Genomic DNA, 21,720 nt, shown 5'->3' with positions numbered 1-21,720 from the left:
GGCAAGGACGGCTCGCTCGCGGTGACCCGCGGCGGCACGGTGCTCCTCGCGGTGCCGGGTGACGCAAAGCTGTACCGCGTCGAGACGACCGACAGGGGCGCGGCGGCCGACGACGTGAAGGAGGAGTCCCTCGGCGTCGGCAAGCAGGACGAGGTCGAGGTCAGCTCGGTCGGTGAGGACGCCGTCGTGCTCGACCGCACCACGTCGTCGCTCAGGCTGCCGGGCGGCGACACGGTCGAGGTCGCCGACGGCGCCGAGGCGCGCCTCCAGCAGCCCTCCGCGGACTCCGACGTCGTGGTGATCGCCACGACGACCGGCCTGGTCCGCCAGCCGCTCTCCGGCGGAACGGCTGAGGTCCGGCGGGCCGAGGGGTCCCCGGCTCAGCCCGTCCAGCTCGGCGGCTGCACCTACGGCGTGTGGTCGAGCACGGCGCAGATCGTGCGCGACTGCGAGGGCACCGACAACGACGTCAACAAGCGGCTCGAGGGCGTGGACGCGAGCAGCGTGCTGGCGTACCGCGTGAACCGCAACGTCATCGTGCTCAACGACCTGGCCGCGGGCACGCTGTGGATGGCGTCGGACGAGTACGAGAAGGTCGACGACTGGGACCTCAAGATCCCCGAGGACGCCGAGGGCGAGAAGCAGGAGTCCGAGGAGACGACGCCGGAGCAGGTGGACCAGTTCATCGCTGACCGGCAGCTGCCTAACCGGCCGCCGCAGCCCGCGGACGACGAGGTGGGCGTGCGCCCCGGCCGCACCACGATTCTCAACGTGCTGTCGAACGACGTCGACCCAGACGGTGACGTCATGACGGCGTCGGTCGAACAGGCGCCCGAGGGCGAGATCGGCGTGAACCAGGTCCTCGGCGGAGCGGCCTTGCAGGCCGTGGTCCCGGCGAACGCGAGCGGCGGCACGTCGTTCACCTACACCGTGGCGGACGGGCGCGGCGGCACGGCCGACGCCACCGTCAACCTGAAGGTGGTCCCGCTGACGGAGAACGAGCCGCCTGCCCAGACGGGCGAGCCCGTCCTCAAGGTGGCGCAGGGCGGCGTCGCGTCGATCAGGCTTCTGCCCTATTTCCGCGACCCCGACGGCGACGACCTGATCCTCCAGTCGGCCGCCGCGAGCATCGCCGGGGACGAGGTCCGGTCCCGGGCCGACGGCACGGTCGAGTTCCGCGACGGTGGCAGCACGACCGGCCGGAAGATCGTGACCCTCTCCGTCGCCGACGGTCTCGGCGCGGTGGCCGAGGGCAGGCTCCTGGTCGACGTCGTCGCCACGCAGGAGCCCCCGATCGCGGTCTCCGACCACGTCGTCGTCCTGGCCGACCAGCCGGTGACCGTGACCCCGCTGCGCAACGACCGCGACCCGAACGGCGACAGCCTGCGGCTCGTCAACGTGTCCGAGGCGGCGGGGGCCGTCATCACGGCGAACTACCCCGCGGGCTCCTTCCGCTTCGTGAGCGACAGCCCGGGCAGCTACGACATCACCTACACGGTCAGCGACGGCCCGAACGCGACGATGGGCCTCGTCCGGGTCGACGTCCTGGTGCCGCCGGACGAGGCAGGCCCGCCCGTCGCGGTGTCCGACCAGGTGCTCCTGCCTACCGGTGGGTCGGCCCTGGTGGACGTGCTCGCCAACGACACCGACCCGGCGGGCGGCGTGCTGGTCGTACGCTCGGTGCAGGTGCCGGAGGGCTCGGGCGTGAACGTCGCCGTCCTCGCCCACCAGGTGCTGCGGGTCACCGAGGTGCAGCACCTGAACGGTCCGGTGACGATCGAGTACACGGTCTCCAACGGCGCGCAGAACGCCGTCGGCCAGGTGCGCATCATCCCCATCCAGCCGGCCAGCAAGCTGCGGCCGCCGGAGGCAGCGCCCGACGAGGTGACGGTGCACGTCGGTGACGTCGTGACGATCCCCGTGCTGAAGAACGACAGCCACCCGGACGGCCTGGAGCTGACCCTCGACGACGAGCTCGTCGAGTCGCCGGACGCCGTCGTCGGCGAGGCCTTCGTCTCCGAGGACGCGGTCCGGTTCCGCGCCGGCCGGACGGCGGGCACGGCGTACGCCGTCTACGAGGTCGCCGACCCGAACGGCCAGAAGGACTCCGCCCAGGTGACGATCCGCGTGGTCGACGGGAAGGAGAACGCGGCGCCGCAGCTGCCCGACGTCGACGCCCGGGTCCTGACCGGCGGCACCGTGCGCATCACGCTGCCGTTGGAGGGCGCCGACCCCGACGGCGACTACGTCATGCTCGGCTCGATCTCGTCCGCGCCCACGAAGGGGACCGTGCGGATCGACGAGGGCTACCTGGACTACACGGCGTCCGCCAGTGCGTCGGGCTCCGACTCGTTCACCTACACCGCCGTCGACACCCGCGGCGCGATCGCGGAGGGCACCGTGCGCGTGGGCATCGCGGTGCCGCCGGACGTGAACCAGTCGCCGGTGACCATGGACGACCAGACGCTGGTCCGGCCCGGCCGCACGGTCGCGATCGACGCGCTCGCCAACGACTCCGACCCCGACGGCGACCAGATCGGCCTGCTTGAGAACTCCTTCGAGGGTGAGAACACCATGGACGCCCAGGTCGCGGACGACCGCGTGGTCGTCACGGCGCCCGGCGACGAGGGCTCGTACTCCTTCTACTACGGCATCCAGGACGCGTTCTCCGCCCGGGGGACCGGCGCCATCACGGTCGACGTGGCCGCGGACGCACCACTGCTGCGCCCCGTGGCCCGCGACGACATCGTGTCGCTCGACGACATCGAGACCGGCTCGGTCACCGTCGACGTGCTGCGCAACGACTCGGACCCCGACGGCGTCCCCGCGGACCTCGAGCTTGCGGTCGAGCCGGGCAACGCCTCGGTGACCGAGGACGGCGAGGTGACCGTCGCCCTGACGGACGAGCCGCAGATCGTCGAGTACACGGTCACGGACATCGACGGCCTCGAGGCGACGGCGTTCGTGCGCGTGCCGGGCGACCCGTCACGCATGGGGCCCCACCTGCGCCCCGACCTGCAGCCGCTCGACGCGATCAGCGGGCAGCCGCTCGACATCGACATCACCCAGTACGTGGTGGTGGCCGAGGGCCGTACGCCACGCCTCACCGAGGAGTCCGAGGTGAAGGCGACGGAGGGCGACCACCAGGTCACAGGCCCCACCACGATCGTCTACACCTCGCGCGAGGACTACGCGGGCGCGGCGTCCGTCAGCTTCGAGGTGACGGACGGCTCGGGACCGGACGACGGGGAGGCCCGCACCAGCGTCCTGACCCTGCCGATCAACGTCGTGCCGGCGGAGAACATGCCGCCTGCCATCGTCGGCACCCCAACGCTCGAGGTGGCCGCCGGCGAGGAGTCCGCCGTGGACCTCTCCCGGTTCGTCACCGACCCGGAGCAGGACCCGTTGAAGTTCCAGGTCACGGGCGGCGCCGAGGGTGTCACGACCTCGCTGGAGGGCACGCGCCTGGACGCGCAGGCGAACGCCGACGTGCCCAAGGGCACGACGGTGGAGCTGCCGTTCACGGTCACCGACGACGAGAACCCGCCGGTCTCGGGGACGATCACGCTCACCGTCGTCGGGTCCACACGACCCCTGGCCCGGGCGAACGACGACGTGGTCGACGGCGCCCACCAGGGCGAGGAGACCCGGGTCGACGTGACGGCCAACGACTCGAACCCGTTCCCCGAGACGCCGCTCGAGCTGACCGGCGGGAAGCCGATCATCGAGACCGGCAGCGGCACGGCCGAATACTCGGGTGACCAGGTGTCGATCACCCCCGCCGACAGCTTCGTGGGCGTGATGGTCGTGCGCTACCGGGTGCAGGACGCGACGAAGGACCCCGACCGCGAGGTCGACGGCCGCATCCAGGTGACCGTGCTCGGGAAGCCGGAGGCGCCGGCGAAGCCGCGCGTCGAGGAGGTCCGGTCGCACACCGTCGTCCTGAGCTGGGACCCGCCGAACAACAACGGCGCGGAGATCACCGGCTACACGGTCCGGTCGAACAACGGCTACAGCAAGGAGTGCGCCACCACGACCTGCACGCTGGACGGCCTGACGAACGACGTGGTCTACACGTTCACCGTCTCAGCGACGAACGAGGTGGACGAAGGCCCTGCCTCCCCGCCGTCGGACGAGGTTCGCCCGGATGCGAAGCCGGACCAGCCGCAGCCACCGACGCTGACCTTCGGCGACCAGTCGCTGACCGTCACCTGGGTGAACAAGACGTACACGGACCGGTCGCCGATCGAGTGCGTGAACCTGGAGATCTCGCCCGCCCCGGTGGACGGGCGCATCGAGAAGACGTGCGTCGCCGGGAACCAGGTCGTGTGGCAGGGCCTGCGCAACGGCACCGCCTACACGGTGCGGGTGCAGGCCGTGAATCGAGCGCCAGACCCGTCGGACTGGTCGGTGCCCTCCGCTCCGGAGACGCCCGCCGGCCCGCCCGCGCAGCCGGCAGCGCCGACGGCGGAGCGTACTCCGACCGCTCTGGACTCCGGTGGTCAGATCACCGTCCGGTGGACCACCCCTGCGAACAACGGTGACGCCGTTCACTATTACAACCTTGACGTGTTGAAGAACGGGTCAAAGGTCGACTCGGTGACAAACATTTCGGGCACATCGCAGGTGATTCAGAACCTCGATACAAACGCCTCTTACACGTTCACCGTGGTGGCGCACAACAAGGCAGGTGACTCCCCGGCCAGCGGCCAGTCGAACGCCGTCGTGCCCTACGGCACACCGGACACGCCGGGCGCACCGAGGGCTGCGCACACCAATGCGGCGGACCGCACGGCGACGGTGACGTGGAGCCCGGTCGCGACCTTCCGGGGTCCCGGCGGGTACTACCAGATGAGCGTCAACGGCGGCGCCTGGGGGAACGCGAGCTCGCCGGCCACGTACACGATGACCTACGGCACCAGGTACACGTTCCGGGTGCGCGCGTGCAACCAGTACACGTGCTCCGCCGCGTCGGGCGCGTCCAACGAGCTGTACCCCTACACGACCCCGGGCGTGCCTGGCGTGACCTGGGTCAAGGACAGCGCGACGGACGGGCACTTCACGATGCGCGGGCCGGGCGACGACGGCGGCAACGCGGTCACGAGGATCGAGTGGGAGTTCACGCGGGGTACGAGCGGCAACGGGTCGTCGAACTCCTGGCCGTTCGACGTCGGGGTGCCGGCGGGCTACGACCAGACGTTCACGCTGCGCGCCCGTGCGTGCAACGCGGCGGGCTGCGGTAGCTGGGGCAGCGACACCGGCAGCACCGACCCCGCCCCCCAGCCTCGGGCCTGGGTGACGCGCGGCGACAGCGCCGTGGGCCAGCCCGGGTGCAGCGACCCGTCGTGCGCCTACTACCGGGTGACCACCTCCGACTTCTCCGCCGGAAACCACAGCGTCGAGTGCTGGTCCGGCACCAACGCGAGCACCTCGGGCTGGCACAACATCGTGTACTCCGGTCACAGCCGCACGTACAACCTGCCCGCGAACGGCACGGTCCAGCTCAACTGCTACTACGGCTACCCCGGGACGGAGGTCGGTGTCGTGATCGACGGCGTCCGCTACTACGAGTCCAACGCGCGCACCTGGTGACTCCCATGGCACGAACGACAAGCGAGGAAGACTAGACATGACCACGATGACCCCCGAGCAGGCGGCCTGGTTCGCCCAGACCTTCGACCGGCTCGTCGGCAACATCGGCCAGGCCGTGCTGGGCAAGGCACACGTCGTGCGCCTGGCGCTGACCTGCATGCTCGCCGAGGGCCACCTCCTCCTGGAGGACGCCCCGGGCACCGGCAAGACGTCGCTCGCCCGGGCGATCGCGGCCTCGGTGCAGGGCACGCAGAGCCGCATCCAGTTCACGCCGGACCTGCTGCCGTCCGACGTGACGGGCGTGACGATCTACGACCAGAAGACGGGCAAGTTCGACTTCCACCCCGGCCCGGTCTTCGCGTCGATCGTGCTCGCGGACGAGATCAACCGTGCCTCGCCGAAGACGCAGTCGGCCCTCCTGGAGGTCATGGAGGAGGCGCGGATCACGGTCGACGGCGTGGCGCACGAGGCCGGCCGCCCGTTCATGGTGATCGCGACCCAGAACCCCATCGAGCAGGCCGGTACGTACCGCCTGCCGGAGGCGCAGCTGGACCGCTTCCTCATGAAGACGTCCGTCGGCTACCCGGACCACGCGTCCACGGTGGAGATCCTCTCGGGCTCGGCGGTGCGTGACCGGTCCAAGGGCCTCACCCCGCTCATCACGACGCGGGCCGTCACGGAGATGGCCGAGCTGGCCGCGATGGTCCACACGGACACGGCGGTGCTGGAGTACGTGTCCCGGCTGACGGAGGAGACCCGTAACGCGCCCGAGGTGCGGATCGGCGTCTCGGTCCGTGGGGCCCTGGCACTGGTGCGCGCGACGAAGGTGTGGGCGGCCGCCCACGGCCGCAACTACGTGCTGCCGGACGACGTGAAGGAGCTCGCGCACCCGGTGTGGGGCCACCGCTTCGTGCTCGACCCGGAGGCGGAGTTCGCGGGCGCCCAGTCCGACGTCGTGCTCTCCCGCATCCTCTCCGACGTCGCCGCGCCGCAGGAGCGTCGCTCGGCATGAGGTGGGCGCAGGGGGGCATCCGGGCCCTGAAGCCCGTGACCGACACGTTCAGCGGGTTCGGCCTCGCGGTGCTCGCCGCCGCGGTGGCGGCATGGGTGGCGGGCTTCGTGCTCTCGTGGCTGGAGGTGCTGATAGCAGCGGTCCTGCTCACGGTCACGCTGCTGGCCGCGACGGCGTTCGTGCTCGGGCGGTTCCGCTACGACGTGGTGCTGGACCTCGCCCAGCACCGGGTCACCGTCGGCGACCGCGCCGTCGGCCGGCTCGACGTGCGCAACGCGTCCGGCCGGGCGCTGCTGCCCTCGGTGATGGAGCTGCCCGTCGGCACGGGCACCGCCGCGTTCCCCGTGCCGCGCCTGCGCTCCGGCGCCACGCACGAGGAGATCTTCACGATCCCCACGCGCCGCCGGAGCGTGATCAGCGTCGGCCCGGTCAAGTCGGTCCGGGCCGACCCGCTCGGCCTGCTGCGCCGCGAGATGACGTGGACGCAGGCGGAAGAGCTGTTCGTGCACCCCCGCGTGAAGAACCTCGCGGGCTCGTCGACGGGCTTCCTCAAGGACCTCGAGGGCCGCGTCACCACGGACATCTCGAACTCCGACGTCTCGTTCCACGCCCTGCGCGACTACGTCCCCGGCGACGACCGGCGGCACATCCACTGGAAGACGACGGCGCGCACCGGCCAGCTCATGGTCCGCCAGTTCGAGGAGACGCGCCGCTCGCACCTCGCGGTCCTGTTGTCGACGCGCGCGGACGACTACGCGCACGACGACGAGTTCGAGCTCGCCGTCAGCGTGTGCGGCTCGCTCGGCCTGCAGGCCATCAAGGAGGACCGCGGCGTGACGGTGCTCGTCAACGCGGGCTTCGTGCGGGGCGACAACCGCACGCGACTGCTCGACGACCTGTCCCGGCTCGAGCTGAAGCCCAGCCGCGGCCGCCTCGTCGAGCTCGCGCGGGTGGCCGGCGCCACCGTCACCGACGCCTCCGTCATCGCGTTCGTCGTCGGCTCGCGCGTGACGCCTGCCGACCTGCGTGCCGCCTCCGCCCGCCTGCCCGCGGGCGTGCAGGTGATGGCCGTCCAGTGCGTCCCGGGTGCGTCGCTGAGCCGGCACACCATCGGTGACCTGAGCGTCATGACGCTCGGCCGGCTCGGTGACCTGCCCCTTGCCCTGCGGAAGATGAGCGACGGATGAGCGACGAGTACACGACCCGAGGCGGTGCGTTCCCGGGTGAGCGCGCCGCCCGAGCCGGGGCGCCGGCGTCGGCCACCTACACCGGGACCGGACGCGGGACGACGCGCCGAAAGGGCGCAGACCTGCCGCGTGCCGTGACGCGCGGGGCCGCGATCGACGCGCTCGCGCTCGTCGTGATGCTCGGGGCGGTCCTGGTGGGCTTCGGGCCGGTCTGGGGCACAACCGGTTACCTGGCGCCCGCGGTCGGCGGCACCGTCGTCGGCCTGCTGGTCGCGTGGCTCGGCGCCTGGCGGCGCTGGCCGGCGGTCGCGGTGCTGGCCGCGGCCGTTCTGGCCTACCTGCTGACGGGCGGGGCGCTCGCCCTGCCCCGCACCACGCTCGCGGGCGTGATCCCCACCCTCGACACCCTGCGCGACCTGCTGCTCGGCGCGGTGCACGGCTGGAAGGAGTTCGTCACCACCGTCCCGCCGATGCACTCGTTCCCGGACCTCGCGATCGTCCCGTTCCTGCTGATGCTGGTCGTCTCGCTCGTGGCGGGCACGGTCGCGTGGCGGGCACGGCACGCTGCCTGGGCGATCGTCCCGGTGCTCGTGGGCCTGGTCGGCGTGATCCTCCTCGGCACCCCGGAGGCCGCGTTCCCGCTGGTGCAGGGCCTGGTGATCACGATCGTCGCGCTGCTGTGGGGCGCGGTCCGGGTCATGGAGGCGCGTGTCGGCACGCACTCCGTCATGACGGACTCGAGCCGGGAGGCGACCAGTCGCCTGCGCTGGTACCGCGTGCGGACGGGCGCCACGATGCTCGCGGTCGCGGCCGTCGCGGCAGGCTTCGCAGGCCCTGCGCTCCTGCCCGCCGAGCCGCGGACCGTCCTGCGCGAGACCGTCACGCCGCCGCTCGACCTGCACGAGTTCACGAGCCCGCTCACCGCGTTCCGTCGCTACTCGAAGGACCTCAAGGAGACCGAGCTCTTCACCGTGAGCGGGCTGCCCGAAGGCTCCCGCGTCCGGCTCGCCACGCTCGACAGCTACGACGGCGTCGTCTTCGACGCCTCCGGCGACCGTGCGGCCACGGGCGTCTTCACGCGCGTCGGCGAGGAGATCACGACCTCGGCCACGGGCGCGCCGGCCACGGTCACGGTCTCCGTCACGGGGTACGACGGCGTCTGGGTCCCCGAGGCTGGCGACCTGACCGGCATCACGTGGTCGGGCGACCGGGCCGGCGACCAGCAGGGCACCACGTACTACAACTCGGTCACCGAGACCGCGATCACGACCGCGGGCATCCGCCCCGGCGACACGTACACGTTGCAGACCCTGCTGACCGTGCCGCCCGCCGAGGACCTCCTGAAGGCGGCCACGATCGCCGACGTCGAGCTGCCCGAGATGGACAAGCAGGACCTGCCGTCGGGTGCCTCGGCCAAGGCTGCGCAGTTCACCGGCGAGGAGACGGACCCGGTCACCAAGCTGTACCTGCTGCGCGACGCGCTCGTCGCGTCCGGCGTCTACTCGAGCGGTCTGGAGACCCAGCCGCCTTCGCGCCCCGGCCACTCGGCCGACCGCATCGACCTGCTCATCGGCGACGAGAAGATGGTCGGCGACGACGAGCAGTTCGCGGTCGCGCTCGCCCTCATGGCCCGGCAGGCCGGCATCGACGCCCGCGTCGTCATGGGCTTCTACCGCGACCCCGAGGCGCCGCCGCTCGAGGCCGGCGAGGACTGGGCCGTCCTGGGCGGCGACGTCCACGCGTGGGTCGAGGTGCCCTTCGAGGGCTACGGCTGGGTGCCGATCGACGTGATCCCCGACGAGGACACGAAGATCCAGCCCGAGCCGAAGAGCGAGCAGGTGCCGAAGCCGCCTGTGCTCGAGGAGCCGGAGCCCCCGGAGGAGCCGGCCAAGGCGAAGGCCGGCAACGTCGAGGACGACGAGGAGGACGAGGCCGACAACGAGGGCTTCGACTGGGGCCTGTTCGGGCTGGTCCTGGTGGCGGTGGCGGTCCCGCTCGTGCTCATCCTCCTGCCGATCATGATCATCCTGGCGTACAAGGCGCGGCGTACGGCGCGACGGCGGTCCGCCGACCGGCTCGTCGACCGCGTCAGCGGCGGCTGGCACGAGGTGGTCGACGCCGTGACGGACCTGGGCACCACGGTGCCGTCCGGGGCGACGCGCCGCGAGGGCGCCGGTCTCATCGCGGGGACGCATCGCGCACCGGCCACTCTCACGCTCGCGCACCGGGCCGACGCCACGGTGTTCGGCGCCGCCGAACCCACCGAGGCGGAGGTCGCCGCGTTCTGGCGAGAGGTGGAAGCACTGGTCGGCGGGTTACGCTCTGGCCTCAGCAGGCGGCAACGACTGCGCGCGGCGTTGTCGTTGCGCTCGATCCGGGCACGGGCCGGGCTCACGAGCGGCGAGGTCCGGGCGGTGTGGGGTCACCTGCTGCAGCGGGCCGGAGGGTTCGTGAAGCGGAGTGCGGCGGACAGGTCCGCGGCGCCCCGGAAGCCCGGGAGATCGAAGCGGGAGGCTCGATGACCGACGTCGTCTGTGCGGGGTGCGGTTCGCCGCAGGCCGCCGGATCCCCTTACTGCGCCGTGTGCGGGCGCGAGTTCCCGCGCACCGGCAGGCCGGTCGCGGAGCCCGTGGCCGGGCCCGTCGGGCAGGTGGCGGCTGCGGCCGGGGCCGCCGGACGCAGCGCCGTCTCCGGGCCGGTCTACCGGCACAGCGAGCCCAACGCGGCGACCGAGCCGGAGATGTACACCGCGACGGTCCGGCCCACACGGATGACCGCTGCGCCGGAGGTGCCCGCCGCCCCGTACGCGGGGGTGGGCCGCCGGTTCCTCGCCTGGCTCCTCGACGGCCTGGTCGCGGGCGTCGTGGTGGGTGTCATCGGCTTCGTCGGGCTCCAGGTCGCCGGTGTCCCCCTCGGGGTGACGGCGACCACGTCCCAGGAGGCCAACGACCTCCTGGGACGGCTCAGCGGCGTGTACCTCCTCTCCGGGTTGGTCGGCCTGGCCTACGCGGTCACGATGTGGATCTGGGAGGGGCGCACCGGGCGGACGCTCGGCAACCTCGCACTCGGCATCCGCACCGTCGACGCGGAGACCCGCGGGGCCGTCGGCTTCGGCCGCGCCTTCCTGCGCACCCTCCTCGTCTCGCTGGGTTCGCTCGCGTGCGGTGTGGGGCAGCTCGTCGTGCTCCTCAGCCCGCTCTGGGACAAGGGTGGCCGCCGGCAGGGTTGGCACGACAAGGTCGCGCGCGCGGTCGTCGTGGACGTGCGGGGCGCCGTCGAGACCATTCCGGCGGTGCCGGCGACGGCGAACGCACCCGGGCGGTACGCCCCGGCGACGGTCGCCCCCATGGCTCCGCCCAGCCCGGTCGGCCCGCCGCCGGCGACCTCCCCGTGGGCGACGCCGATGCCCGGGCCGGCCGCACCGGCGGCACCGGCTTTCCCGGGCACCGGGCAGACCTCGCCCGCCGCGCCCGCGCAGCCCGACCCGTGGTCGTTCCCGAGCGCGCAGCCTGCCGCCGACGGGGGCGCCGGGATCATCACGGGTGTGCCTGGGGTGACGAGCCCGTCCGGCCCCGCGGCGGCACAGCAGCCGCCCGTCGCGCAGCCCCTGGCACCGCAGGCCCCGGCACCGCAGGCGCCGGCTCCGTACGCTCCCGCCCCGCAGGCGCCGCCCGCGGCGTTCCAGCAGCCCGACTCGCGTCCGACCCGGCCCGCCCAGCACCCCGGTGAGGCGACCGGCGAGCAGCCCTCCTGGGACACGACGCGCATGGGGCTGCCGACGTCGCCGGGCGTGCTGACGCCGGCGCCGCTGACGACGGTGGTGCTGGAGCTCGAGTCGGGCTCTCGGCACGTGGTGGACGGCCCCGCGCTGATCGGCCGGAACCCGCAGTCCACGGACGGGGCGCACGCGATCCTCGTGAAGATCGACGACCCGACCCGGTCGGTGTCGAAGACGCACGCAGAGCTGGGCGTGGACTCGGCGGGCCTCTGGCTGACGGACCGCGGCTCCACGAACGGTTCGGTGGTCTCCGCGCCGGGCCTGCCGCCGCGTGTGGCGGAGCCGGGGGCGCGGGTCCGCGTCCCGGTGGGCTCGACGATCCACCTGGGCGACCGCCGCGTCCTGGTGCACCCGCAGGGCCAGGCATGACCGCCGATCCGGAGCTGACGATCGCCTGGGGTGCGTCGTCGCACCGGGGCGTGCGCCGACAGCTGAACGAGGACGGGTACCTGGCGGCGGGCGGGGTGTTCCTCGTCGCGGACGGGATGGGTGGTCACGACGCGGGCGAGGTGGCCTCCGCGACGGCGCTCGACGCGCTGCGCCCGCTGACGGAGCTGCCGAGGATCGAGCCTCAGCACGTCGAGGCGCTCCTCACCGTGGCGCAGGAGCGGGTGCGCGCCATCGACACGGGGCCGGCCGGCCGTGGGGCGGGCACCACGCTCACGGGCGTCGTGGTGGCCTACCTGGAGGACATCGCGTACTGGCTGTTCGTCAACGTGGGTGACTCGCGCACGTACCTGCTCTCGGGCGGCCGTCTGGACCAGGTCAGCGTGGACCACTCGGAGGTGCAGGAGCTGATCGACGCCGGCGTGCTGACGCGGGACGAGGCGCGGACGCACCCGCGGCGGAACGTCATCACGCGGGCGCTGGGGTCCCACGACGAGCCGCGCGCCGACTTCCGCTACGTCCCCGTCGTGGCGCACGACCGGGTGCTCGTCTGCTCCGACGGCCTCACGGGCGAGATCACGGACGTGGGGATCGCGGAGATCCTGCTCACCCGGCCGGACCCGCAGCAGGCGGCGGGCGCGCTGGTCGAGGCGGCCATCGCCGCTGGTGGCAGGGATAACATCACGGTCATCGTGGTAGACGCGACCGGTGTGGGGACCTCCTCATCGGGCGCCGACACGTTGCCGCGCGGGGACGCCGGGACGGCGGACGACGACACGCTGCCGCGCGACGCGTTCCCCGCCTGGCGCGCACCGGACGCCGGGTCGGGCCAGGAGCAGGAGGCTGAGGACGGGGCAGACCTGTCGGAGCAAGGCGTCGGCGAGGCGCCGGCGGAGTCGAGGGGAAGCGCATGACCGTGCAGTACACGACCGGGGCCGCGTGCGCGGTGGTCCGCGGCGACGCCCTCGTCGTCCTGCCCGGCTCCCGGCCGGACGACGTCCCCGCGCGGCTCTGGGCCGAGCTGGCCGCCCCGGGGGCGGGCGTGGCCGAGGCGCTCGGCGTCCTGACCTCCCTCGGCGGCGGCCTCAAGGACGTCCCGCAGTTCGCTGTGCTCGCGGTCACGGAGGCAGGGTCGGCGGCGGCACCAGCCCCGGGCACGGCGCACGTCGCGGTCCGTGGCACCGGCGTGACCGTGACGGTGCAGACGACGACGGGTCCCGTCTCCGTGGACGGTTCGGACGTCATCTCCTGGTCGGAACGTGTGGTCTCGGGCGTCACCGCCTTCGACGTGACCGTGTCGGGCGCGTTCGCCGCGCCGGGCCTGCCTGTCGACTCGGGCGTGGTCCTGGTCGGCGCGGTGCGCCGCGAGGTCGTGCCCGGCGCGATGTCGTCCGCCGCGGGGGACGCGAGCGAGCTCGACGAGTCCACTGTCCACGGTGTCCTCGACGGGCTGCCGCGGTTCGCTCCCGCCCCGAGCCCGGCGGCCGTGGCCGCCGCCGCCGCGGCGTCGGCAGGCGGGGCCTTCGCCCGCGCGTCGGAGGAGACCCTCGCGCCTGAGTTCGACGGCCCGTCGGCCGCGGTCGGCGGTGCTGTGCCCGCGCACACCGGCGTGCCCGCGGGCGAGCCGGTGCCGGCTGCTGCAGGGTCGCCGGAGGCGACCCAGCTGGGTGGGGGCGACGACGACTACCTGCACCTGTGGGGCGAGACGGTGATGCGCCGCGTCGAGGACGCGGCGGTGCGCCCGGTGGAGGCCGAGGAGGGCGAGGAGGAGGCCGAGGCGGCCCCCGCCGCAGCGCCGGCGGCCGAGCCGGTCGCCGCCCCTGCCCCTGCCCCCGCCCCCGCCGTCCCTGGCCCGGCCGCGGAGGAGGAAGGCGGCCTGATCTCAGAGGTCCCGGGTCTCGTGACGAGCCTGCCGCGCCTGTGGACAGGCGCATCGCCGGCTGCGAGGAACCGCGCCGCCCAGGTGGACCTGGCGCCGGGAGACGCCGCCGCACCGCCGGACCCGGAGCCGGGGCTCGAGGCACCTGAGGGCGGTCTGGACCACGACGGGCACACGGTGATGTCGTCCGCGATCGCGGACCTGCGGGCGGCCGCCGGGCTCGGCGAGGCGCCGAAGTTCACTGCGCCGCCCGCCCCGGGCGCGCAGCAGATCCTCGCCCAGACCTGCACCAACGGTCACCCGAACCCGCCGTCGCGCGGCACGTGCCGCACGTGCGGGGCGTCGCTGGACGGCGACGCCCACCTGGCCGCCCGCCCGTCGCTCGGCCGCGTGGTGGTCACGGGCGGCACCGCGACGAGTGGAGCCGTGGGTGCCAGGGGGAGCCAGGTCGTGGAGCTGGACCGGCCGGTCATCGTGGGCCGCCGCCCGCGGACGCCCTCGGCGTCCGCGTCGGACATGCCCCGGCTCGTGACCGTGTCGAGCCCGCAGCAGGACATCTCGCGCTCGCACGTGCACGTCACGCTGGAGGACTGGCACGTCCTGGTCGCGGACCTCGCGACGACGAACGGGACGACATTGTTGCGTCCGGGTCAGCCGCCGCGGCGCCTGCACCCGAACGAGAAGGAGCTCGTCGCCGACGGCGACGTCGTGGATCTGGGCGACGGCGTGACGCTGACGTTCGAGGGCATCTGGTGACGCGCCGCGAGGCGCCGGGAGGAAACGCGTGAGCAGCAAGCGGGCGCCGTCGGCGCCGCCGGAGATCCAGGGCTACGAGTACCGCAAGCTCATCGGCTCGGGCGGGTTCTCCGACGTCTTCCTCTACGAGCAGCAGCGGCCGCGACGCAAGGTCGCGGTCAAGGTCCTGCTCAAGGAGTGGTCGACCGAGACGCAGCGGGCGGCGTTCGACGCCGAGGCCGACCTGATGGCGATCCTGGGCAACCACCCGTCGATCGTGACGATGTACGAGTCGGGCGTGGCCACCGACGGCCGTCCCTACCTCGCCATGGAGTACTGCTCGCGCCCGAACCTCGGCGCGCGGTACCGGTCCGAGCGGTTCTCGGTGGCGGAGGCGCTGCGCATCACCATCCAGGTGGCGGGCGCCGTCGAGACGGCGCACCGGCTCGGCATCCTGCACCGCGACCTCAAGCCGGCGAACATCCTCGTCACCCAGTTCGGGCACCCCGCACTGACGGACTTCGGCATCTCCTCGACCGTCGACTCGGCGTCCGTCGCGGAGGGCATGTCGATCCCGTGGTCTCCGCCGGAGTCGTTCGGCGACCCGCCGATGAGCGGCCTCGCGACGGACGTCTGGGCCCTGGCGGCCACGTGCTACACGCTCCTGGCGGGCCGCACGCCGTTCGAGGTGCCGGGCGGCTCGAACGGGTCCGCGGACCTCGTCCAGCGCATCGAGACCGGGTCCCTGCCGTCGATCTCCCGCACGGACGTCCCGGCCTCGCTCGAGCGCGTCCTGGCGACGGCCATGGCGAAGTCCCCGACGTCGCGGTACCCGACCGTGCTGGCGTTCGCGCGCGCCCTGCAGCAGGTGCAGGTCGAGCTCGCGCGCGACGTCACGCCCATCGACCTGCTCGACGAGTCGGGCCAGGTGCAGGAGGACGGCGAGGGCGAGGACGGCACGCGCCTGCGCAACGTCGTCTCGATCGACCCGGGAGCGGGGGGTCCGGTCGGCGGCACGTCCGGGACCGCCGCCCTGCGCGGGCCGGCGCAGGCCCCGCCCTCGCCGGTCACCTCGTCCGGGCCGGGGGGTACGTCGGGCTTCTCCGTCCCGGTCGCGTCCGTCGGGGCGCCCCCTCTTGCACCAGCTCCGGCGCAGGTGGGAGCGGGCACCGGCCCGTCGTGGTCGCAGGGGTCGTCGTGGTCCGACGTCCCCGCGGTCAGCTCGGCCTGGGCCGGCGCGTCCGTCGAGGAGACCGTGCACCGGACCGCGGTGCCCGCCGCACCCGCGCAGGAGGGGACGGAGGCGGAGGCGGCTGAGCGGCGTCGGCCGCTGTGGCCCCTCGTGGCCGGGGTCGGGGTGCTGGTCGCGGCGACGATCGGCGTATGGGCCCTGGTCAGCTCCGGCGGGGACGACGAACCGGGCCCGGACGAGACGGCCGGGCAGCAGACGCAGGCACCCCAGGACAACCTCGGCGCGCTCGTGCCGCCCGTGTCAGACCTGACCGGTACGGTGTCGGGCGAGCAGGTCGTGTTCACGTGGTCGCCGCCCGAGGAGCCGTTGGAGGGCGACACCTACGCGTGGGCGCAGCTCTCGGCGACCGGGGAGCCGAGCTACCTGGTCACGACGGAGACGACCGTGACCGTGGACCTCGGGGAGTCCGGCCAGGCGTGCATCGAGGTGGTCGTGGTGCGGGCGGGCAAGGCTTCCACGAACCCGCAGCAGCTCTGCGTGCCGGAGTGACGGCGCGGGTGACGGCCGAGGGTGACGACGACGAAGTGACGACGATGGTTCGGGAGCCGGGCGGGAGGCCCGCCCGGGACGGGGGGCAGGGGGACGATGAGCGGACTCGCGATCGAGTTCTGCGGCGAGTGGTTCCGGCCCGAGGCGGGCGGCGAGCCGTTCGACATCGGGCGCGAGGGCGATCTCGCGATCGACGACAACCCGTACCTGCACCGCAGGTTCATGCGCGTGGCGCACGAGGACGGGATCTGGTGGCTGGCGAACGTCGGCACCCTGATCTCGGCCACGGTGTGCGACTCGGGTGGCGGCGTGCAGTCCTGGCTGCCCCCGGGCAACCGGCTCCCGCTGGTGTTCCCCACCACGTCGATCGTGTTCACCGCCGGCCCCACCACCTATGAGCTCACGGCGGCGCTCGACGACGCGCCGTACCACGAGATCCACTCGGAGGACTCGGACACGGGGGCGACGACGATCGGCATGATCAGCTTCACCACCAGCCAGAAGCAGCTCATCGTGGCCCTCGCCGAGCCGATGCTCCGCCGCGAGGGGACGGGCCTGTCCGAGATCCCCTCGACCGCGGCGGCCGCGAACCGCCTCGGCTGGGCGACCACCCGGTTCAACCGCAAGCTCGACAACGTCTGCGACAAGCTCGACCGGATCGGCGTGAAGGGCCTGCGCGGCGGGGTAGGCGCCCTGGCGACGAACCGCCGGGCCCGCCTCGTCGAGTACGCCGTCGCCTCCCGGCTGGTGACCTCCGCAGACCTGCCCCTCCTTGACCTGAAGGACGAAGCCTGACGCGCGCTACCCACGAGGGTCCAGGCCACCCAAGACATCCGAAGGAAGCAGGACATTGACGCGCGCTACCCGCGAGGTCCAGGCCAACCAAGACATCCGAAGGAAATTAGGACACTGACGTGCGCATCAAGCTGACGCTGAACCGGCCCGACGAGACCGGTGTGAACGTCGCGATCACCGCCGACGCCACCGCCACCGTGCGTGACGTCGCCGAAGCCCTCTTCTCGGCCGACCCGACCCGCAACGGGGCACCCGCCCCCGACCACCTCACCCTGCAGGTCCTCCGCGACGGCTCGGCGACGGCCAGCAGCTCTGACGGCCGGGTGCTGACACCCACCAACGACCTGGTCCAGGCCGGCCTGCGCTCCGGGTCGGTGGTCTCGATCGTGCGGGTCTCCGAGCAGTTCGTGAACCCCGGGCAGGACCGCGGCACCGCGGTCGCGCAGCTGCGCGTCCTGGAGGGGCCCGACGCCGGACGCGAGTTCCCGTTGCCGGTCGGCACCACGTACATCGGCCGCGACCGGGGCATGGACGTGCGGCTCCAGGACCCGCAGGTCTCCAAGCGGCACGCCCGGGTGATGGTGGGGGAGTCCATCGAGGTCCACGACCTCGCCTCCGCGAACGGCCTGGTCATGGGCGGCAAGCGGATGACGCGAGCGGTGCTGACGTCGTCGGACACCGTGACTCTCGGCGAGACCACGCTGTCCGTGGTGGCCCTGTACCGCTCGACGAGCCTCGCCCCGACCAGCCCGGTCGTCGAGTTCAACCGGTCCCCGCGCGTGATCACCCGCTTCGGCGAGGTCAAGATCAAGGCGCCCAAGCCGCCGAAGCCGCCGCAGCCCCAGCGTCTGCCGTGGCTCATGATGCTCGCGCCGATGGCGCTGGGCGCGGCGATGTTCTCGGTCACCCGCAACCCGATGTCCCTCATGTTCATGTTCATGAGCCCGATCATGATGATCGGGATGTGGTTCGACCGGAGGTCCTACGGGAAGAAGCAGTTCAAGGAGGCGTCCGAGCAGTTCGAGAAGGCCGTCGAGGCCACGGCGGAGCGGATCGACCGCACCCACGCCGTCGAGCGGGCCGTACGGCTCGTGGAATCGCCCTCCATCGCCGAGGCGCTCGACGCCGTTCGCCGCCTCGGCGGTCTCATGTGGACGCACCGCCCGGAGCACCGCGGCTTCCTGACCGTGCGGTTCGGTCTCGGGTCCGCCCCCGCCCGCACCGAGTTCGACGAGCCGCGGGAGAACGACGCGGTGCCGGAGCACTGGCAGCGGGTGCTGGACCTGCAGGCACGCTGTGCCACCATCCACGACGTCCCCATGGGGGCCGGGCTCCGGTTCGGCGGCAACATCGGCATCGCCGGGCCGAGCGGTGTGGTCGAGTCCGTGGGCCGGTCGGTCCTGCTGCAGCTCGCCGCGCTCCACTCGCCCGCCGACGTGGTGGTCACCGCCCTCACCTCCGCCAGCTCGCGCGAGGACTGGGAGTGGCTCGAGTGGCTGCCCCACACGGGTTCCCCGCACAGCCCGCTCGGGGCGTCCGACCACCTGGCCGACGACCCTGGCTCCGGTGTCTCCCTGCTGACCCGGCTCGAGGAGCTGGTCGAGGCGCGTGGCGTCAGCCTCGACGGCCACGCGCGCTTCGAGGGTGAGCGGGACTCGGAGAAGGACCGCAAGGACACCCCGCCCCCGCCTGTGCTGCCGTCCGTCGTGGTCCTCGTGGAGGACGACGCTCCCGTCGAGCGCGCCCGCCTCGTGCGGCTCGTCGAGCACGGCCCCGCGGCAGGCGTCCATGTCGTGTGGATCGCGCCCACCGTCGAGCAGCTCCCCGCGGCCTGCCGCACCTTCGTGCTGCTGAACCCCGAGTCGCCCGACAACGGCGCCATGAAGGGTGAGGTGCATTACGGGCAGCTCGCCTACCCCGTGCGCTGCGACGCCGTCGACCTCGTCACCGCGCGCGAGGTCGCCCGGATCCTGGCCCCGGTGGTCGACGTCGGCGCGCCCACGGCCGACGAGTCCGACCTGCCGCGCGCCGTCTCCTACCTGGCGCTCGCGGGTACCGAGGTCGGCAAGGACCCGAACAGCGTGATCGAGCGCTGGAAGGAGAACCTCTCGCTCACACCGCGCGACGGGTCGCCGCCGGTGCGCCGCAAGACGCCCACCAACCTGCGTGCCCTCATCGGGCACGACGGCGTGGAGCCGTTCCACCTGGACCTGCGCACGCAGGGCCCGCACGCCCTTGTGGGCGGTACCACCGGTGCGGGAAAGTCGGAGTTCCTGCAGTCCTGGGTGCTCGGCATGGCTGCCGCGCACAGCCCGGACCGGGTGACCTTCCTGTTCGTGGACTACAAGGGCGGCGCCGCGTTCGCCGACTGCGTGCATCTGCCGCACACGGTCGGCCTGGTCACCGACCTGTCCCCGCACCTCGTGCGGCGCGCGCTGTCCTCGCTCAGAGCGGAGCTCCACTACCGCGAGCACCTGCTCAACCGGAAGAAGGCCAAGGATCTCGCCTCGCTGGAGCGCACGGGCGATCCCGAGGCGCCGCCGAGCCTGATCATCGTGGTCGACGAGTTCGCGGCGCTGGTCGGCGAGGTCCCGGAGTTCGTGGACGGCGTGGTGGACGTCGCCCAGCGTGGCCGGTCCCTCGGCCTGCACCTGATCCTCGCGACGCAGCGCCCGGCCGGCGTGATCAAGGACAACCTGCGCGCGAACACGAACCTGCGCATCGCGCTGCGCATGGCCGACGAGAACGACTCCAAGGACGTGCTCGGGGACGACATGGCGGCGCACTTCTCGCCGTCGATCCCCGGTCGCGGCGCCGCGAAGACCGGCCCCGGACGGCTCACCACGTTCCAGACCGGCTACGCCGGCGGGTGGACCAAGGACGAGCCGGAGCGGGCGTCGCTCGATGTCGTGGAGATGGACTTCGGCACGGGCCGGCGCTGGGAGCTGCCTGCACCCGAGGTGGTCGAGGAGCAGGACCCGGGTCCGAACGACATCGCCCGCGTGGTCACGACGATCCGCCGCGCGGCAAACGAGGCCGGCGTACCGACGCCGCGCAAGCCGTGGCTGCCGGAGCTGGCGCTCACCTACGACCTGGCGCTGCTGCCCAACCGGCGCACGGACTCCCAGCTCGTCCTCGGCGTGCTGGACAACCCCCCGCAGCAGGCCCAGCCGACCGTGCACTACGAGCCCGACACCGACGGCAACCTCGCGATCTACGGCACCGGCGGTACCGGCAAGAGCACGACGCTACGCACCATCGCGGTGTCGGCGGGCCTCACGCACCGGGGTGGCCCGGTGCAGGTCTACGGCATCGACTGCGGCTCGGGCGGTCTGTCGATGCTGGAGAACCTGCCGCACGTGGGTGCGGTGATCGGCGGTGACGACGAGGAGCGGGTGACCCGCCTCCTGCGCCGGCTGCGCGAGACGCTGGAGCAGCGCGCCGACCGCTACGCCGCCGTGCGGGCGACGACGATCGAGGAGTACCGGCGCCTGGCGAACAAGCCCGACGAGCCGCGCATCCTCGTGCTCGTCGACGGCATCGGGGCGTTCCGTGAGGCCTACGAGGTTGTCTCGGGTCGCGGCTTCTCGGTCTTCGGGGCCTTCACGCAGCTCGCGACCGACGGCCGGCCGGTCGGGATCCACCTGGTGATGACCGGCGACCGTGCGGTGGCCGTGCCGCCCTCCCTCGCCTCGACGGTGCAGAAGCGCATCGTGCACCGGATGGCCCGGGAGGACGACTACGTGATGCTGAACGTGCCGAAGGACGTCCTGACCCCGGCGTCGCCGCCGGGCCGCGCGATCATGTACGGCCAGGAGGCGCAGATCGCGGTGCTCGGCGGCGACTCAAACGCCGCGGTGCAGTCGCGCGAGCTGGCCCGCCTGGAGCAGACGATGCGCTCGGTGGGCGGCATGACCCAGGCGCCTGGTGTCGATCGGCTGCCGGACACGTTCACGCTCGACCAGCTTCCCCAGCGCGTGGCTGACCTGGCCACGATCGGTCTGCGGGACCTGGACATCACGCCGGTCGGCCTGCCGCTGCGCGGCCCGTTCATGCTGGCCGGCCCACCCGGGTCGGGCCGCACGACGGCGTTCGTGACGCTGGCGACCGCGCTGCGCCGGAACGGGGGAACGCGGCTGGTGTACCTGTCGTCGCGCCGGTCGAGCGTGTCGGTGCTGGACACCTGGGACACGGCGGTCTCGTCGCCGGAGGACATGGTGGAGACGCTCAAGGACCTCACGACCGCGCTCGAGAGCGACCGGCTGACCCCGGGGCAGCTCACGGTGATGATCGAGAACTACACCGACCTCACGGGCACGCCCGCGGAGAAGCCGCTCGAGGCGTTCGTCAAGCTCGCCACCCGCAAGGAGCAGCTCGTCATCGGTGAGTCGGAGTCGTCCACCTGGAGCAAGGCCTTCTCGCTGGCCGCTCCGTTCAAGTCCGGCCGCAACGGCCTGATCCTCACCCCCGGCGACAGCGACGGCGAGGTGCTCATGAACACCCCGCTGGGACGGATCCGCCGCAAGGACTTCCCGCCCGGCCGAGGCTTCCTCCTCACCGCGGGGCGGGCCACCAAGATCCACGTCGCCCTGCCGGGGTGACGGGTAGACGAAT

The 21,720-nt window shown here is 72.8% G+C and carries 10 protein-coding genes; all 10 read left to right on the top strand.

Annotated features, from left to right (window positions below):
- Window positions 1-21 precede the first annotated feature (21 nt).
- The 10 genes from L1785_RS17790 (at window position 22) to L1785_RS17745 (ending at window position 21,707) form a co-directional block, all read left to right on the top strand.
- Window positions 22-5,592, top strand: a complete 5,571-nt coding sequence (locus tag L1785_RS17790) for an Ig-like domain-containing protein (RefSeq protein ID WP_236090625.1) — start codon at window positions 22-24, stop codon at window positions 5,590-5,592.
- 37 nt (window positions 5,593-5,629) lie between these two features.
- Window positions 5,630-6,604, top strand: a complete 975-nt coding sequence (locus L1785_RS17785; protein WP_236090624.1) for an AAA family ATPase — start codon at window positions 5,630-5,632, stop codon at window positions 6,602-6,604.
- Window positions 6,601-7,791: a DUF58 domain-containing protein gene (locus tag L1785_RS17780; protein ID WP_236090623.1), complete on the top strand. Its 1,191-nt coding sequence runs from the start codon at window positions 6,601-6,603 to the stop codon at window positions 7,789-7,791. The genes L1785_RS17785 and L1785_RS17780 overlap by 4 nt, the downstream gene beginning before the upstream one ends.
- Window positions 7,788-10,313, top strand: a complete 2,526-nt coding sequence (locus L1785_RS17775; protein WP_236090622.1) for a transglutaminase-like domain-containing protein — start codon at window positions 7,788-7,790, stop codon at window positions 10,311-10,313. The genes L1785_RS17780 and L1785_RS17775 overlap by 4 nt, the downstream gene beginning before the upstream one ends.
- Window positions 10,310-11,938 (top strand): RDD family protein, encoded by a 1,629-nt coding sequence (locus tag L1785_RS17770; protein ID WP_236090621.1) that lies wholly within the window; start codon window positions 10,310-10,312, stop codon window positions 11,936-11,938. The genes L1785_RS17775 and L1785_RS17770 overlap by 4 nt, the downstream gene beginning before the upstream one ends.
- Entirely contained in the window at window positions 11,935-12,870 is a 936-nt protein-coding gene (locus L1785_RS17765) for a PP2C family protein-serine/threonine phosphatase (RefSeq protein WP_236090620.1), read from the top strand. Before L1785_RS17770 ends, L1785_RS17765 begins: the two co-directional genes overlap by 4 nt.
- The gene (locus L1785_RS17760; protein WP_236090619.1) at window positions 12,867-14,591 is read left to right on the top strand and encodes an FHA domain-containing protein; all 1,725 of its coding nucleotides are present in this window, start codon (window positions 12,867-12,869) and stop codon (window positions 14,589-14,591) included. Before L1785_RS17765 ends, L1785_RS17760 begins: the two co-directional genes overlap by 4 nt.
- A gap of 28 nt (window positions 14,592-14,619) precedes the next feature.
- Complete coding sequence (locus tag L1785_RS17755; RefSeq protein ID WP_236090618.1) at window positions 14,620-16,311, top strand: serine/threonine protein kinase; 1,692 nt, start codon at window positions 14,620-14,622, stop codon at window positions 16,309-16,311.
- 96 nt (window positions 16,312-16,407) lie between these two features.
- The gene (locus tag L1785_RS17750; RefSeq protein WP_236090617.1) at window positions 16,408-17,106 is read left to right on the top strand and encodes a hypothetical protein; all 699 of its coding nucleotides are present in this window, start codon (window positions 16,408-16,410) and stop codon (window positions 17,104-17,106) included.
- A gap of 119 nt (window positions 17,107-17,225) precedes the next feature.
- Window positions 17,226-21,707 carry a type VII secretion EssC family protein gene (locus tag L1785_RS17745; protein WP_236090616.1) on the top strand — a complete coding sequence of 1,494 codons (4,482 nt, stop codon included), beginning with the start codon at window positions 17,226-17,228 and terminating at the stop codon, window positions 21,705-21,707.
- The last annotated feature ends 13 nt before the right edge of the window (window positions 21,708-21,720 follow it).

The organism is Antribacter soli, assembly GCF_021568775.1.
Classification (GTDB): domain Bacteria; phylum Actinomycetota; class Actinomycetes; order Actinomycetales; family Cellulomonadaceae; genus Antribacter; species Antribacter soli.
Note: the sequence above shows the minus strand (reverse complement) of the source record. Positions and strands in the feature narration are given on the sequence as shown.

What these genes read in the sequence shown, in the direction of transcription:
- L1785_RS17775 (WP_236090622.1), top strand. Translation starts at nt 7,788, where the DNA reads ATGAGCGACGAGTACACGACCCGAGGCGGTGCGTTCCCGGGTGAGCGC.
- L1785_RS17780 (WP_236090623.1), top strand. Translation starts at nt 6,601, where the DNA reads ATGAGGTGGGCGCAGGGGGGCATCCGGGCCCTGAAGCCCGTGACCGAC.
- L1785_RS17750 (WP_236090617.1), top strand. Translation starts at nt 16,408, where the DNA reads ATGAGCGGACTCGCGATCGAGTTCTGCGGCGAGTGGTTCCGGCCCGAG.
- L1785_RS17760 (WP_236090619.1), top strand. Translation starts at nt 12,867, where the DNA reads ATGACCGTGCAGTACACGACCGGGGCCGCGTGCGCGGTGGTCCGCGGC.
- L1785_RS17785 (WP_236090624.1), top strand. Translation starts at nt 5,630, where the DNA reads ATGACCACGATGACCCCCGAGCAGGCGGCCTGGTTCGCCCAGACCTTC.
- L1785_RS17765 (WP_236090620.1), top strand. Translation starts at nt 11,935, where the DNA reads ATGACCGCCGATCCGGAGCTGACGATCGCCTGGGGTGCGTCGTCGCAC.
- L1785_RS17770 (WP_236090621.1), top strand. Translation starts at nt 10,310, where the DNA reads ATGACCGACGTCGTCTGTGCGGGGTGCGGTTCGCCGCAGGCCGCCGGA.